Here is a 14032-nt window from a genome sequence, read left to right as displayed (position 1 = left end):
CCATTTTGAATCAGCGGTCAACTATTAGCTTCCGGGTAAATTGCCCGCCATTTTTCAACGTCACTCTAACCATATAGATACCGGTCGGCAAACTGCTGATATCAACTTCTCCGGAAATATTTACCCCGGACCGAAGCGCTTCCCGTCCATTGATATCGCAGATACTAATCCCGTCAATGAGTTCCGGTTTTACCGGCAGATGCCTGAATAGAATGGAATTTTTAGAGGGATTAGGGTACAATACCGCGTCTTCATCCGATGTCAACCTGTGCAGCACGGTCACGATTTTGCTTAGCGCAAAGCTTCCGTCACGATCGGTGATTTTTAACCGGTAATAGTTGATCCCCTTTAGCGGGTGGTGGTCTGTCACCGAGTAGTTTCGCGGCGCAGTAAAGTCCCCTGCTGCGACGGGCACGAGTCCGACGGGCTCCCAACCTGCGGCGTCGCTGCTCCTCTGGATTTCAAAGGAAAGGGCATCCACTTCGGAGGAGGTCTTCCACGACAGCTGTGTCACGCCATTTTCGGGGTTTGCTCCAAATGATTCCAACGTAACCGGGAGACTGGTTACAGACGATGTAAAACCGAACGTCGAGAAAGACGTGAGCCTTCGGAACTCAACATAACTGACGCCGTTTTGGTCGCCGTTCACAACCAGTAGATTCGTCGTGACACCGGTTGTTAGCTTGCCGTCGTCGGCGAAATCAGCCAGAGTTGCCGCGGCGGATCCCTCCTTTTTAAACCAGGTACCGGTGCCGTCCGGCAGTTGAGCGTCTGTCAGTTCTTCCGGTGTGAAATAATACCGAACCGTCATATTGGGTTGAGACGGCAGCGTTCCCAGGCTACTGACTGTAACCAGGCGGCGCATCAATGTGGCAGTCGAAGCTCCGTTGCTGAACCGGGCCGGTTCGTCCAGCACGCGGATATCAGCCTCCAGCTTCGCTTTTGCCAGTTCTTCACCGGTCAATCCCTTTATCCCGATCAAGGGGCGCCCGTCAGCATTCAGAAGGTAGGAAAAGCCTTCTTCATCGACACATGGAGTGAATTGTTTTGCGTGAACATCCGCAGCAGCTACTGCCGGTGTACCGGGGCTGTTTATTGCGGCTAAGGTAACAAACGACTCTCCCTGGGAGAACCGGAGGATGGTCCTATAGGATGAAAAGAGCGTCGGAGTGGTTGGATTTTCGTAGATAAGTGCAGGAGTAAGGGGATAAGCCGTGTAGGTAGCAAACGTTGAATCGGCGCTTACCAGCAGCCTCACGGGAGCGCAGGGATCCAGGGACAGACCGCCTTCGGGTGCGACCAGAGACGCCATAAAAACCTGGACCGAGTCGGAAACCCCGCTGTTTTGAACACGCCAGATCCTTTTCAGGCGCTTCCCCCCGGGCATGGCTACTGTATTGGTCTCATTTGCATACTCATGGTAAGTGCCTTTATCTCCGATCAGCAGGAAAGCATTATCGGTTGAAATCCGCGTGTTGGGGTCGCGGGTTTCGAGGAGGACCTCGGGGTACACACCTCCCCAGCTATGCCGGATATCCAATCCCAGCGCATCATTCCGGCCAATGCCGACGATGTGGTGGTTAAACGCTCTCGTCTGATCCCAGAGGTCGTTTGTACCGTTCAGGGTATAGCGCCCCCCTCCGGCTATTCCCACTGTCAGCGGCAGACTATACCTGAGCGAAAGGTAGGTTTCCACCCGCTGGCGTTCGGCGTCCGAAAGCCGCCTGTTGTAAATGATAAATTCAGCAAACTCGTGCCTTTGCTCAAATTCGCCCGGAGGGAAGGCTGCATTGGCGTTTATATACACCCAGCCATTGTTAAATGCCAGCGTATTGCCCGCATCAATTGCGGCAGATTCACCGCTAATTGATGCTATTTTGGGTAGGTTACGCTGATTCAAACCATAAGAAAATGTGAAAGAAGATATCTTGAAACCTTTGGGGCTTGGTCTGGATTCCCGCACGTTAACCGTTCGGTTGTTTGTAATTTTGAAACGGTTGTCCTGAACACTTCCCTCCCCGACTGTGACGCCCGGATAAGCCGAAAGGCCACCGATTCCCCAGGACATCTGCTGGTAAGTACCCGCAGAAGTCGAGTTACGCCGGCAAACAGCAAAAATTGTATAAGAAGCCTCCGGATCATTAGGCAACATTTCGGCCCGAAAGCCCCGTCCTTCCATAACAATGGAAAAATTCCTGTTCAGATCGTCTTCATACTGATTCAGGCGGGCATATGCCGCATTGGTCTGTGAAAACGATTCCAGGACCGTAGCGCCGACTTTTGGCGGCCATCGTTGCGCAGCGACGTCAAAATTTGCAGCATCGTACCACGCAAATAATCCCGAGCTCACGCCTGCCGGAGCTCCCACCCCTTGCGTGAAGCCTACCCGGACAGACACGCAAAACATGAAAAGTGTGCTTAATAAATAGATAAATGATTTCATGACGTTTTCCTTAGTTTAAACTCAGGGGCCCAGGCACTACAGGTAGAAACGTAATCTGGATGGATGATACTTTCGGAGCGATTCTGTTCCGGAAAAATGAGCTTACGGCTACTTTTCAGGCGCCCGAAGCCATAGTGCTTGTGTATACAATTCGATTTCAACTGTGTAAAGGAAAGGATTTTCTTATTTGAAAACCATACCAAAAATTTGGTATTTTCTGCGCCGCCTTCCGGTACATACTATAGATATACTTGCATACGAAAAGAAACAACATTCTAAAACTTAAATATTTTTTAAATAAACATTTTACTACACAATAGAAAAACAACTATATTTGTAGCGATAACCTTTCCGGGTCTCATGCCCCCCGTTTACGAGACTTTGGAAAGTGAATTGCACTTTATTTTAGAACAAGGCTGAATCCTATGAGCTCATCGTAAGCAACGGACTAACCGGGTATCCTTCCAGGTATATCCTCCGCAGACTTTTTTTCTATCTATAGCGATTTAACATCCCTGCCCCCCAATCGGATAATCTATCGTTCACATAATTTTTGGTAATTAATATTCATGAAAACGTCTATTTCAAGCTTGTACGGTTTGTGTGCCGTAGCCCTATCCCCCTTTTTTAAGCTAAATTCCCTCTTTTTCCGGTCGGTAGGTTTTGCTTCAGTCCTTATGCTCCTGTCAGCGGGCAACACTTTCGGTCAAGACATACCCGACTGCCACTGTACTTCAAACGACGTTACTTCGGTAACCGCCTCGCTTGCAAAGGATGCCCAGGGTACTCCCCTGACCAGCACCGGCTGTGACGGCACCACTGAAACCGCTTATCTTACTTTTACCTTCACCACGCAGGCTACGCAAAGACAGGGAGCATACGGTGAGGTGATCTACACGCTGAACGGTGGCGCTCAAAAGGTAACCAGCCAGTGTTTTCCTTACGTTTATTCAGGACAACAGGTTACCTTGTCTCTCCCGGTAGAGTATCACTGCGGCGACCGTATCGATATAGTCGGGATGATCTTTGCATGGGGAACTCAGGGAAATACCCAGGCGGATGCGGAAGCATTTTGTCAGATACAGCATTCGATGTGCGACAATGTGAGACCCCACTGCTATCAGCCTAAAGAGACGCTTTCTGTAGGAACTTCGCTAATTTCTGGCTTCGATGTTACCAAATCATGTGAGGGAGTCGCCAATGGTGGAACACCGGCGGTTACCATCAACGGTAAAGCTACCGGCGGTACCGAGCCTTATACTTTTGATTGGGATCTTGACAACGACGGCACCTGGGATATTCTTGGCGAGCAGACCGTTATGCCTTTGCTGGCAACAGGCACCCATTCTGTTTCGGTCCGGGTTACCGACGCATTGGGAGAAGTGGCTACGTATAACCAGTCCGTTTTAATTGAAAGCTGTATCAATTTGCCTGTCGCTTACGCATATATCAAAGCTTCTCCGGCTTCGGAACAGGGAGTGGAGGTAGAATGGCAGACCACCTCGGAAGAGAATAGCAGCTATTTTGAAGTAGAACGGTCTGCGAATGGTCAGAATTTCAGGAAGGTGAGCGAGGCAATATCCGAGCCTTTCCGCACAGCCGGTAACGGCCTTAAGACCTACCGCTTTACCGACGTTCATGCACCCGCAGGCCGGAGCTACTACCGGCTCAGGCAGGTGGACCTTGACGGGACAAAAAATTATTCGAAGATACTGTCAGTGAGCATGAGTGAAGGCGGGAAGGGTAAACTTGTCAAAATTTCGCCGAACCCGGTGCAGGACAGAGTGAAAATAGAAATTCTCTCAGCTCCGAAGGGTGATTTTTCTGTGGAAGTGATCGATATGGCAGGCAGATCCCTCCGTTCGGTCAATGGCGTCAACAGGGCCGACGGTTTCCGGTACGAGTTCGACACCCACTCTTTGCCGACAGGGCTCTACCTCTTGTCAATTAGGGTTGAAGACCAGTATTTTATACGCAGAATTATAAAATAACACCGGTTGCACGATTATTCTCCGGGTCTGCCAGCCGAAGTTTATGCCGGTGACCCGGAGTATTTTCATGAACAGTATCGTTGATTGATATTTCCAGAAGAGTTGCTGGCAGTGGGAATCTAATTTAATTTCCACCGAGACCTCTTTTATAACTACTGATCGCGTCTTCAATATCCTCCTTAATAAATTCCCAGTACTTTCCACGGAGGCAAATCGGCTCAAAATCATCATCCGCACGATGGAAATCCGTGAAATTTTGGAGAATCACTTCCTTGTCATGTCCATAGGCATAGCGTTGTTTATGCAGTTCCAGCATGATATCGATGGAAACGCGATTAAGCAGCTCGTGCAAATCCCAAAAGTCTTTTTTTCGCCCGCCACGCTGGATAACATCAATTTTCATGGCAATAATTTCTTCTATTGTCGCGAATCTAATATCATCGACGATTAGGACGGGTTGAATAAACGGATCTGTGTAAAAGATATCTAGTTTAATCGCATCATCTTTGTGGATCCCTATCATGTAAGACTTTCCAAAAGACGGAGTCAAGTTCCCAAAATGGCTGGAAAAAGGAAATGTCTTTTCAATAAATTCATCAATAGCATTAAAATCAATTTTACCATAGGAAATATCACTGAAAAGATCGATATCCACAGACATCCGGTGCCCCAACTGAAGACTTAGTGAGGTCCCGCCTACCAGTCTGAAAGCAGAAAACTCATCAGCCTTCATCAATCTTTTAAGGCTGTCCAGCAGGGTTCTTGTGACTGTTCGGTAATATAGCATATTAGGTCAAACGAACATGGGCTAATGGTGTGTCATTTAAGGCCAATTTTACTTTTACAGCCCCATAGAAACGTACGATTTCATTTTGTTCCTCCAGGTTTCCTCTTTCAAAGACCCGCAGGATTACAGTTTTGAATTGCCTGTCCCAATCGATACTGTTTATATCCGTATCCCAAAACAGAGATTTTCTGAATAGAGAGAGATCGGGTGTATGCCGCTCCTGCTTTTGTTTAATCATTTCAATGTCATGCCAGGTTTGCAGAACAGCTAACGCGCCTTCTTCGATTCCCAATGCTTTCTCTATTTTTAAGGCGAGCGATGTATTAAGCCCCCTCTTTCCTCTGGCAATAGCATTCAAAACCTGCGGGTGCTCTCCTATTGATAAAGCAAGCGTTCGTTGCTTGAGAGATCTTTTTTTTAGTTCCCGCTCGAGCACGATCCCTGGATGAATACCCTTGTATTTTTCGAACCTGTTATTCATACAACAAATATAAACAAACTTGTTTACATTTTCACATTCCGCCCCATCCGGTATACGCTGCCGGATAACTGTTTTTATAACCCTTCCGCGTACTCAGCAGGGTATTCATGTTTACCTCCAGGATGGGAGACACGGCGCCTGTATTACCCGCGTAGCAGCACAATCAGGCGCAATTTTCTCCATAGGCCGTTCACTAGCGTGGAAGCGATCCATTGACTGCGGAGGATCAGCGGTGCCGGGCAATGGCTTTACACCAAGCACATTGAAGAAAGATTCCCGGTTTTTTTGTTGCCGTTCATGCGGAAGATCGCTTGAAACCGGCACTATGAAAAACGGGTGGGTGTTATTGCCCATTCGTCCCTCTTCTACTGCGTCTGCATCGATGAGCGGCAATACGGTAATTTTGGTATTTTTTGTCAGCGCGGTCGCATCGTTATCACCTGAAAACAGCCATAGTAAAAACTCGTTAAGCACCCGGCTTGTGCCGGTTTCAAAAGCATGGGCTCTTACCTGCAGCCATATTCCGTATCGTTCTTTTTCTGCTGCCGGAGGGTACAGCCGGAAACCATGCACGCGCCGCCCGCCCATGGTTTTGCAAAGTTCAAAACCTTACGTTTTGGGACTTTTCCTGCTTGCCCGCAAGACTCAGAAGCCGGATTTAACCCCTATTGATACTGGAATAAATCTACATTTTTTTTAACTGGAACCCTGTTTTCCCGGATTCCGGCCCGGAAACAAAATCTTCTTTTTTAACCGTATAGCTGCTAAAATTTCACCTGTAACCGCCCCCGGTGCAGCGGAAAATTTGCAGTCAGATCAAAAAATATTTCTAAAAGCACTATATATTTGAAAATAGTTATACTGTATTTAACTACACTCAACGAATTTATTCTATGGATACCACCTCTACCCCGCTATTGTCCGGGAGAAAATCTTTACAATCTCCCCTGAGCAAACTTGCTTTCGGATCTTTAATTTGCTCACTGTTGGTTCCAGCAGGCGCTTATGCACAACGAACTGACACCCTGATGGTCGGACGTGACCCGGCCCAGAACAAACGTATGGTTCTCTTTCAAAACGGAGGTTTTTTCCTGGGAGGTGAGTATACTGGAGATCCGTCAGGTAACGCGGTGCCTGTCATGGGGGCCGGTACGCGTTTGATGTGGTACCCGGAAAAAGCGGCTTTCCGCGCGGGATCCGTGGCCGGCACACAGTGGGATGGCGCCAATATTGGAGACTACTCCGTAGCGATGGGTAATGGTGCACGCGCATCGGGTAATTCCGCGACCGCTTTTGGATTGCGGACGGGCGCTGTGCAACAATCGTCATTTGCTGTAGGTGAAGACAGTTATGCAAGCGGGGCCGCTTCCGTTGCAATGGGTTACCATGCCCATACGAATGCCCGGCAAGGGAGTTTTGTATTTTCCGACAGGTCCTCGATAGATACGCTGCGCGCCGGTGTTAATCACTCGGCCAGCTGGCGCACCAGCGGCGGGTTCCGGATATTTACGTCGTCCAATCTCAGTACCGGAATGACCTTCCAGAGCGGCGCTTCGGTGAGCAACTGGGGGCAGTCAAACGCAGTCATTTCCACCTCCACAGGCGCTATGCTGACCACCGGCGGCGTATGGCAGAATGCATCGGATGTGAACCGCAAACATGGTTTTGAGCAGGTATCGAACGAAGAAATCCTGGAAAAGCTTCGCAAACTGCCGGTAACCCGTTGGAGCTACAAGACAGAACCAGACCACATTAAGCACATCGGGCCAATGGCGCAGGATTTCTACGCGGCTTTCGGACTAGGCAATGACGAGCGCGGCATCGGGACCGTCGATGCCGATGGTGTGGCGTTTGCAGGTATTAAAGCGCTGGAAGAACGGACCCGGAACCTCGCGGCTGAACTGGAAAGCCTGAAAGCTGATAATGCAGCACTCCGCCAGCAAATGCGTGACAATGGAAATTCCTGGACGGGTTTTGCCGGTTTTGGGTTGCTTGCCCTTGTATTCGCGGGAAGTCTGGCAATGACACGGCGACGTACAGCCCCGGGCGGTACCCGCATGTTTTAGCTTTGAGCATGTAGTGCTGTTTAACTTCCTGTTCTTTTACTTAAATCTATTCCAAGTGAAAATCATATATGTTTTGGCAGTCCTCGCGGGGCTTGGCGGGACCGCCGCTGCGCAGGGTTTGACCACCGTCAACGGAACAGTTGCAGTCCGGGGCGGTATTTTGCAGGTAAAAGGCAATCTGCAGCTGGGTGGTGGCTCATTCACCAATGACGGCAATGTTTTTGTTTCCGGGAACCTGGTCAACAACCAGGCTATGGCCGAGACCGGTACCGGAGCGCTGACACTCGATGGTACCGGCACACAAACGGTAAGCGGTACCCAAACGTATTTCACCCGTTTGCTGACAGTCAACAATCCTGCAGGCATTGTACTTGACAACAGCATCAAGGCCGGAGGGAGAGTAGATCTCCTCAACGGCATCGTGGAGGCAACCAACGACCTCGCCCCGCTGGTAATTGGCGATACCGCATCGGTGCTGGGCGTATCCGACGCAAATCACGTGGATGGCTACGTAATGAAGACCGGAACGGGCAGCTTTACTTACCCGGTGGGAGACGGCGCCAGGTACCAGCCTGTCACGGTGGAGCTAACCGATAACAGCGCAGGGATGAGCGTGCGTTACCTTGCGGGAGACGCCGGCACAGGAACATTCACAACAACCGGCGGCTCCAACATCGCCCTCGAAGCCTATAACAACGAAGAGTACTGGGACATCGCGCCGAAGGGCACCGCGACCGGCAAGGTAATTATCACCTATGATGACTATAAAAACCCGACCATCACACCTTCAGAAGACCCCGATGTTTTCAGCGTGGCCCACCTTACCGGGGGCAATTGGCTCAACGAAGGAAATCATGTGACGGGCACCATAAGTTCCGGTTCTGTAATGAGCGAGGTCATATCAGCCTGGAGCCCATTTACACTCGGCGCTATCCCGGAAACTCAATTGCCGGTGACGCTGATCAGTTTTAATGCGAAGGTAGTCGAAAACAATGCGCAGCTCGAATGGCAAACGGCCAGTGAGGACAATGCCGCCCATTTTGACATAGAAAGAAGCCTTGATGCCAGAAGCTTTCAAAAAATCGGTGAGGTCACCGCTACAGGTAACAGCAATACCCCGCAACGTTACAACTTTACAGACCATTCCCTCGGCAACCAGCTACAAACCGTTTATTACCGGCTTCGTTCCGTCGATTGGGATGGTACCTACAGCTTGTCAAAGACGGTATCCCTACGCCCCCCCGGCCTGAGCCACTATGCAGGCGTATACCCCAACCCGGCCCTTAAGGGAAGTACGGTAACCGTTTCAACCGGCATTCCGGTGGGCAAGGTAAATCTTTGCGATATGCTGGGACGGCCGGTAGCGGTAGGTACTTCATCGCTTCCTGACGGGTCCGTCCGGGTAAACCTGGATGGTGTTGCCTCCGGACTGTATCTTTTGAAACTTACTACCAGCCAGGGTGTTGTAAACAGCAAGCTGGTTGTTGAATAATTTTTAACCTTTCCTTATTTTTTTATTTATCGATTTGAAACAGCCATGAGCTTTGAGGTATTAGCTACAAGCGGCACACAAACGGCTGATGAATAAATAGCTCACCCCTCACAGCTCACAGCGGTCCGCCGCTGCGGCTCAAACCTTTTTATACATATGAAACGCCTTATCATTACTTGCTTATCTCTTCTCACAGCTTCCCTTTGTACTTATGCCCAGGTGGGGATTGGCACACTTACGCCCAAAGCCGGCCTCCACGTGGCCGACAGCAGCGTCGTTTTTTCCGCTCCCGGTGACGTCGCCGTTATTAAACCTGTACCCGTTACAGGCGAAGGGCGGCGGATGATGTGGTATGCGGATAAAGCAGCGTTCAGGGTCGGGTATGTAGGTTCATTTTCAAACAGCTACTGGGACGCCCCCAATATCGGGAAGTATTCGTTCGGAGCGGGCCAGCATGTCCGCGCATCCGGCGAAAGTTCGTTCGCTGCTGGTCTGGCTACCACAGCATCCGGCGAGGCATCGGTGGCATTCGGGAACAACGGTACGGCGTCCGGAAACCGCGCGTTGGCGTTCAACGGCACGGCAAGTGCAACGGGGGCTATCGCATTGGGTAGCGGCGCTCAAGCCACCAATGACGACGCCATCGCTCTTGGGCCGTCAGCGATCTCAGGCGGGCTTGCATCGGTGGTAATCGGCCCCTCTATTGCGCTAGGCGCATTCTCAATCGCCATTGGTTTGCAAAACAGTGCAAGGGGTAACTTTTCGATGGCGCTCGGCAAGAATGCGCGGGTCAGGCACCAGGGTTCTATCGTGATCAGCGACGGCAGCGCCGGATTTAGCAGTGACAGCGCTTACAGTACCACCAACAACCAGCTGACCATGCGTTTCGCCGGTGGAGCACGCGTTTTTACCAATCAAGGCCTTACCAGTGGGGTCGACATCGCAGCCGGCGGTGGGTCATGGAGTAGCGTCAGTGATAGGCGGAAAAAAGAAAACTTCAAAGCGTTGGACACCGAGGAAATCCTTCTCAAGGTATCTAAGCTTCCCCTCACCAGCTGGAATTACAAAAGTCAACCCGCGACGACAAGGCACATCGGACCAATGGCACAGGATTTTTATGCGGCCTTTAGTCTTGACGGGATTGGGAATGACACAACCATCAATACCGGTGACATCGACGGCGTGAACATGGCCGCTATCCAGGCACTTGAAAAACGCACCAAACAGTTACAGGAGGAAAATGATCAGCTGAAAGCCAAACTCGCAGCCATGGACGAGAAAATGGCGGTCATTGAAAAAATGATCCTGGCCGCACCGCGGAAAGAGGAGTTGTCGGCTTCCAGGTAGTCCGGGCCTTCCCGACCAGTTCCGGGTAGTGTCTGGCATCTGAATACTTGCCCCAAATTATGATTTCGGTATAATGCAGCCTGTTTACGCTTTCGGTCCCTGCGACCGGAAGCGTAAAGCCAGGCCTGTTTGGCAAATCACTGGATTCTATCAGGCCTGCCATAACTCCCCGGCGCACGTGGCAGTAACAGGAATGTCTCCGTCAGCAAAAGTTAGCCATTTGCTTTAAAAGCAATAACTTAGCGACGTACCAACTGCGTTTCTACATGCCAATGAAATTCTGTATTCAAAACCTAGCAACTACACGGGTTGTCCTGTTCACCTGGCTTTTGGCGACCGGATCCGGCTTAGCTTTCGGCCAATCCACAAGCGACAACCGCCCCAATATCGTTTTTATACTGGCAGACGATCTGGGCTACGGCGACGTAGGATTTAACGGTCAGCAGAAAATCAAGACCCCAAACCTGGACAAGCTGGCCGGCCAGGGGATGCGCTTCACCCGTTTTTATGCCGGCACAAGCGTCTGCGCCCCTTCGAGGTCTTCCCTGCTGTCCGGCCGGCACACCGGCCACACTTACATAAGAGGCAACAAGGGGGTTGAGCCGGAAGGCCAGCAGCCGATTGCCGACAGCGTGGTTACCGTAGCCGAGTTGCTTCGCGAAAAGGGCTATGTCACTGCGGCGTTCGGGAAGTGGGGATTGGGAGCGCCCGGTTCAGAAGGTGATCCGCTCCGCCAGGGCTTCGACCGGTTTTACGGTTTCAATTGCCAGTCGCTCGCACATCGCTACTATCCGGCCCATTTGTGGGACAACGATAGCAAGGTCATGCTGAATGCGAACGGAAACCTGGAAAAAACCGAGGTTTACGCACCGGACCTGATCCAGGACAAGGCGCTGGAGTTCGTCGCTTCGCGGGATGGGAAAAAGCCATTTTTTCTTTTTTTACCCTATATCCTGCCACATGCCGAGCTTATCGCCCCCGATGATTCGCTCTTGCAATACTACAAAGGGAAATTTCCCGAAACCCCCTTCGCCGGCAACGACTACGGGCCCAACGCTACCCCGGGAGGATATGCGTCACAGCTTTTCCCGCGCGCCACATTCGCCGCCATGGTGGCCCGTCTGGATCAATATGTGGGGCAAATCATGGAAGCATTACGTAAAAAGGGGCTCGACAGGAATACGTTGATTATTTTCACCAGCGACAACGGTCCTCACCTGGAGGGCGGGGCCGATCCGGATTTCTTCAATAGCGGCGGTGGTTTCAGAGGCTTTAAGCGCGACCTGTACGAGGGCGGGATCCGGGTGCCGACGGCGGCGTACTGGCCCGGCGTGGTCAAGCCGGGTGTCAGCCACCATGCGGGTGCGTTCTGGGATATATTACCCACTTTTACTGATCTGGCGGGGATAAAAAAACGATCGGCAACAGATGGAATTTCGCTCGTCCCGACTTTACTGGGCAAAGGAAAACAACCTGAACACGACTATCTATACTGGGAATTTCACGAAAAGGGCGGCCGGCAGGCGGTGAGCCGGGGCAATTGGAAAGCCGTACGGCTCCAGGCCAATGATCCTGCAAAAACCAAGGTCGAGCTGTATGACCTTTCAAAAGATCCAAAGGAAGCGATCGATCTTGCCAAAGCCAATCCCGGCAAAACAGCAGAACTGGTCAGGTTGATGAACCAGGCGCACACCCCCTCGGCCTTGTTCCCCTTTGGCGGCGAAGGAAAATGAGAGATGTCATTGGTTAGACACTACTTATTTACAGAATAAAAAAAATATAAAATATAACTTTTACGTTTTATACTAAAACTCAATATCCCATGGCAATCGTAAAAGTACTGGAGGTAATAGCTTCTTCCCCAAAAAGTTTTGATGACGCGGTTCAAAACTGCGTTACCGAGGTTTCAAAAACCATCCGAAATATTGATTCGGTTTATGTAAAAGACATGAAGGCCCACGTAAAAGACGGCAAGATCAGTTCCTATGGCGTGGTGTGCAAGGTGTCCTTCCGGGTAGACGAGGTCAATTAACAACCGGGCCCCAGGTAGCTAAAATGCAAAAGCACCTGAAAACGGTGCTTTTGAAGGGAGAATAATGGCTGGCATTGCCTACTTCGATACCGGCACAAATTCGGGTGTAATTTTACGGATGATTACCCAGGCCAGGAGAAATGACAAACCGCAGACGGCAAAAATGAGGTTATAACCGGCCACAATATTGCCGGCTGCTTTGTAATAATCCAATGTATAGCCTACAAACATGGGGAATAGCACGCCTCCGATAGCACCGGCCATCCCACCGATACCGATCACCGAGCTGACCGAGCGTGCCGGCAGCATGTCCGACACGATGGTATAAATATTGGCGCTCCACGCGGCGTTTCCGGCAATGGCAACGCTCAGCAACCCCACCACCAGCCACATGTCACCGGCAAAACGCGCTGCCATAACAGGTACCACGCAGCAGGCCGAAACCAGCAAAGCCACACTTCTGGCCCGGGAAACGCTCCATCCTTTCCCGATAAGCCGCGACGACAGCAGACCGCCGCCGATGGCGCCGATGGTTGCGGCCGAATACACAATAACCAACGGCAATCCCGGCTTCTTCAGATCCAGTTGAAAGGTGCTGCTGAAATACGACGGCAGCCAGAACATGAAAAAGTACCAGATAGGGTCCGTCAGGAATTTCCCCACGATAAAGGACCAGGTTGGGCGCAGTGAAAAAAGGCTCAGCCAGGTTTCCCGGGCGTCAGGGGCCGCGTTTTCGCCGGTTTCCTTCGGCTCGTCGTCGATACGGATGTAACGCAGCTCCTCTTCCGATACTTTTTTGTGAAGCGAAGGACGCTCGTACAGGAGCCGCCAGGCGATAAGCCATACAAACCCGATACATCCCGTAATAACAAACGCGAATTCCCAACCGTAGGCGCCCAGCAGCCAGGGAACCAACAGCGGGGCTACGCAGGCCCCGATATTGGCGCCGGAGTCAAAAATGCCGGTAGCCAGGGCCCTTTCCCGCTTGGGGAACCACTCCGACACGGTTTTTACCGCCGCCGGGAAATTGCCCGATTCACCCAGCCCAAGCGCTGCGCGCGCCATCCCGAACCCCAGGGTACTCCGGACCAGGGCATGGCTCATCGCCGCGATACTCCAGAGCGTCACCGAAATGGAGTAGCCCGTTTTGGTGCCGATACGATCAATGATCCGTCCGAAAACCACAAGACCCAAGGCATATGAGGCCGTAAAGGCCATCACGATGTGGCTGTAATCCGTTTCGGTCCACTGGAATTCTGCTTCCAGGAACGGCTTAAGCAACCCCAGCACCTGCCTGTCCAGATAGTTGATGGTGGTGGCAAAAAAAAGCAAGGCGCAAATGGTCCACCTGTAAGTTCCGCTTGATGGTTTTGTCATGGGTCTGTAGAAATCA

General features: G+C 51.1%; 11 protein-coding genes. 6 read left to right on the top strand and 5 right to left on the bottom strand.

Annotation, left to right across the window (positions count from 1 at the left end):
* Nucleotides 1-10 precede the first annotated feature (10 nt).
* Nucleotides 11-2443, bottom strand: a complete 2433-nt coding sequence (locus ABD852_RS01890) for a T9SS type A sorting domain-containing protein (protein WP_345026309.1) — start codon at nucleotides 2441-2443, stop codon at nucleotides 11-13.
* A gap of 677 nt (nucleotides 2444-3120) precedes the next feature.
* Here ABD852_RS01890 and ABD852_RS01885 point away from each other — a divergent pair.
* On the top strand, nucleotides 3121-4434 hold the full coding sequence (locus ABD852_RS01885; RefSeq protein WP_345026308.1) for a T9SS type A sorting domain-containing protein: 1314 nt from the start codon (nucleotides 3121-3123) through the stop codon (nucleotides 4432-4434).
* Nucleotides 4435-4558: 124 nt separating this feature from the next.
* Here ABD852_RS01885 and ABD852_RS01880 read toward each other — a convergent pair whose 3' ends face one another.
* The 3 genes from ABD852_RS01880 to ABD852_RS01870 all read right to left on the bottom strand — a co-directional run bounded on the left by ABD852_RS01880 (nucleotide 4559) and on the right by ABD852_RS01870 (nucleotide 6290).
* Nucleotides 4559-5167, bottom strand: a complete 609-nt coding sequence (locus ABD852_RS01880) for a nucleotidyl transferase AbiEii/AbiGii toxin family protein (RefSeq protein WP_345026307.1) — start codon at nucleotides 5165-5167, stop codon at nucleotides 4559-4561.
* A gap of 55 nt (nucleotides 5168-5222) precedes the next feature.
* Complete coding sequence (locus ABD852_RS01875) at nucleotides 5223-5702, bottom strand: helix-turn-helix transcriptional regulator (protein WP_345026306.1); 480 nt, start codon at nucleotides 5700-5702, stop codon at nucleotides 5223-5225.
* Nucleotides 5703-5813: 111 nt separating this feature from the next.
* A complete protein-coding gene (locus ABD852_RS01870; RefSeq protein ID WP_345026305.1) occupies nucleotides 5814-6290 on the bottom strand; it encodes a M14 family metallopeptidase in 477 nt (158 codons plus the stop codon).
* 305 nt (nucleotides 6291-6595) lie between these two features.
* Between ABD852_RS01870 and ABD852_RS01865 the strand changes: the two genes are divergently transcribed.
* The 5 genes from ABD852_RS01865 (at nucleotide 6596) to ABD852_RS01845 (ending at nucleotide 12639) form a co-directional block, all read left to right on the top strand.
* On the top strand, nucleotides 6596-7768 hold the full coding sequence (locus ABD852_RS01865) for a tail fiber domain-containing protein (RefSeq protein ID WP_345026304.1): 1173 nt from the start codon (nucleotides 6596-6598) through the stop codon (nucleotides 7766-7768).
* Between the two features lie 55 nt (nucleotides 7769-7823).
* A complete protein-coding gene (locus ABD852_RS01860) occupies nucleotides 7824-9260 on the top strand; it encodes a T9SS type A sorting domain-containing protein (RefSeq protein WP_345026303.1) in 1437 nt (478 codons plus the stop codon).
* Nucleotides 9261-9416: 156 nt separating this feature from the next.
* Nucleotides 9417-10607: a tail fiber domain-containing protein gene (locus ABD852_RS01855; protein ID WP_345026302.1), complete on the top strand. Its 1191-nt coding sequence runs from the start codon at nucleotides 9417-9419 to the stop codon at nucleotides 10605-10607.
* Between the two features lie 329 nt (nucleotides 10608-10936).
* Nucleotides 10937-12340: an arylsulfatase gene (locus tag ABD852_RS01850; RefSeq protein ID WP_345026301.1), complete on the top strand. Its 1404-nt coding sequence runs from the start codon at nucleotides 10937-10939 to the stop codon at nucleotides 12338-12340.
* A gap of 89 nt (nucleotides 12341-12429) precedes the next feature.
* Nucleotides 12430-12639 (top strand): dodecin family protein, encoded by a 210-nt coding sequence (locus tag ABD852_RS01845; protein ID WP_345026300.1) that lies wholly within the window; start codon nucleotides 12430-12432, stop codon nucleotides 12637-12639.
* A 78-nt stretch (nucleotides 12640-12717) separates the two neighbouring features.
* Here ABD852_RS01845 and ABD852_RS01840 read toward each other — a convergent pair whose 3' ends face one another.
* Nucleotides 12718-14016, bottom strand: coding sequence for an MFS transporter (locus ABD852_RS01840; protein WP_345026299.1), 1299 nt, complete (start codon nucleotides 14014-14016; stop codon nucleotides 12718-12720).
* Nucleotides 14017-14032: the final 16 nt, after the last annotated feature.

The organism is Ravibacter arvi (genome assembly GCF_039540405.1).
GTDB lineage: Bacteria > Bacteroidota > Bacteroidia > Cytophagales > Spirosomataceae > Ravibacter > Ravibacter arvi.
The sequence above is the reverse complement of the archived record's forward strand: the minus strand, read 5'-3'. Positions and strand labels throughout refer to the sequence as shown.

Excerpts from the sequence above, each read along its gene's own strand:
- ABD852_RS01845 (WP_345026300.1), top strand. The coding sequence starts at position 12,430 with ATGGCAATCGTAAAAGTACTGGAGGTAATAGCTTCTTCCCCAAAAAGT.
- ABD852_RS01865 (WP_345026304.1), top strand. The coding sequence starts at position 6,596 with ATGGATACCACCTCTACCCCGCTATTGTCCGGGAGAAAATCTTTACAA.
- ABD852_RS01840 (WP_345026299.1), bottom strand. The coding sequence starts at position 14,016 with ATGACAAAACCATCAAGCGGAACTTACAGGTGGACCATTTGCGCCTTG.
- ABD852_RS01880 (WP_345026307.1), bottom strand. The coding sequence starts at position 5,167 with ATGAAGGCTGATGAGTTTTCTGCTTTCAGACTGGTAGGCGGGACCTCA.
- ABD852_RS01885 (WP_345026308.1), top strand. The coding sequence starts at position 3,121 with ATGCTCCTGTCAGCGGGCAACACTTTCGGTCAAGACATACCCGACTGC.
- ABD852_RS01875 (WP_345026306.1), bottom strand. The coding sequence starts at position 5,702 with ATGAATAACAGGTTCGAAAAATACAAGGGTATTCATCCAGGGATCGTG.
- ABD852_RS01870 (WP_345026305.1), bottom strand. The coding sequence starts at position 6,290 with ATGGGCGGGCGGCGCGTGCATGGTTTCCGGCTGTACCCTCCGGCAGCA.
- ABD852_RS01855 (WP_345026302.1), top strand. The coding sequence starts at position 9,417 with ATGAAACGCCTTATCATTACTTGCTTATCTCTTCTCACAGCTTCCCTT.
- ABD852_RS01890 (WP_345026309.1), bottom strand. The coding sequence starts at position 2,443 with ATGAAATCATTTATCTATTTATTAAGCACACTTTTCATGTTTTGCGTG.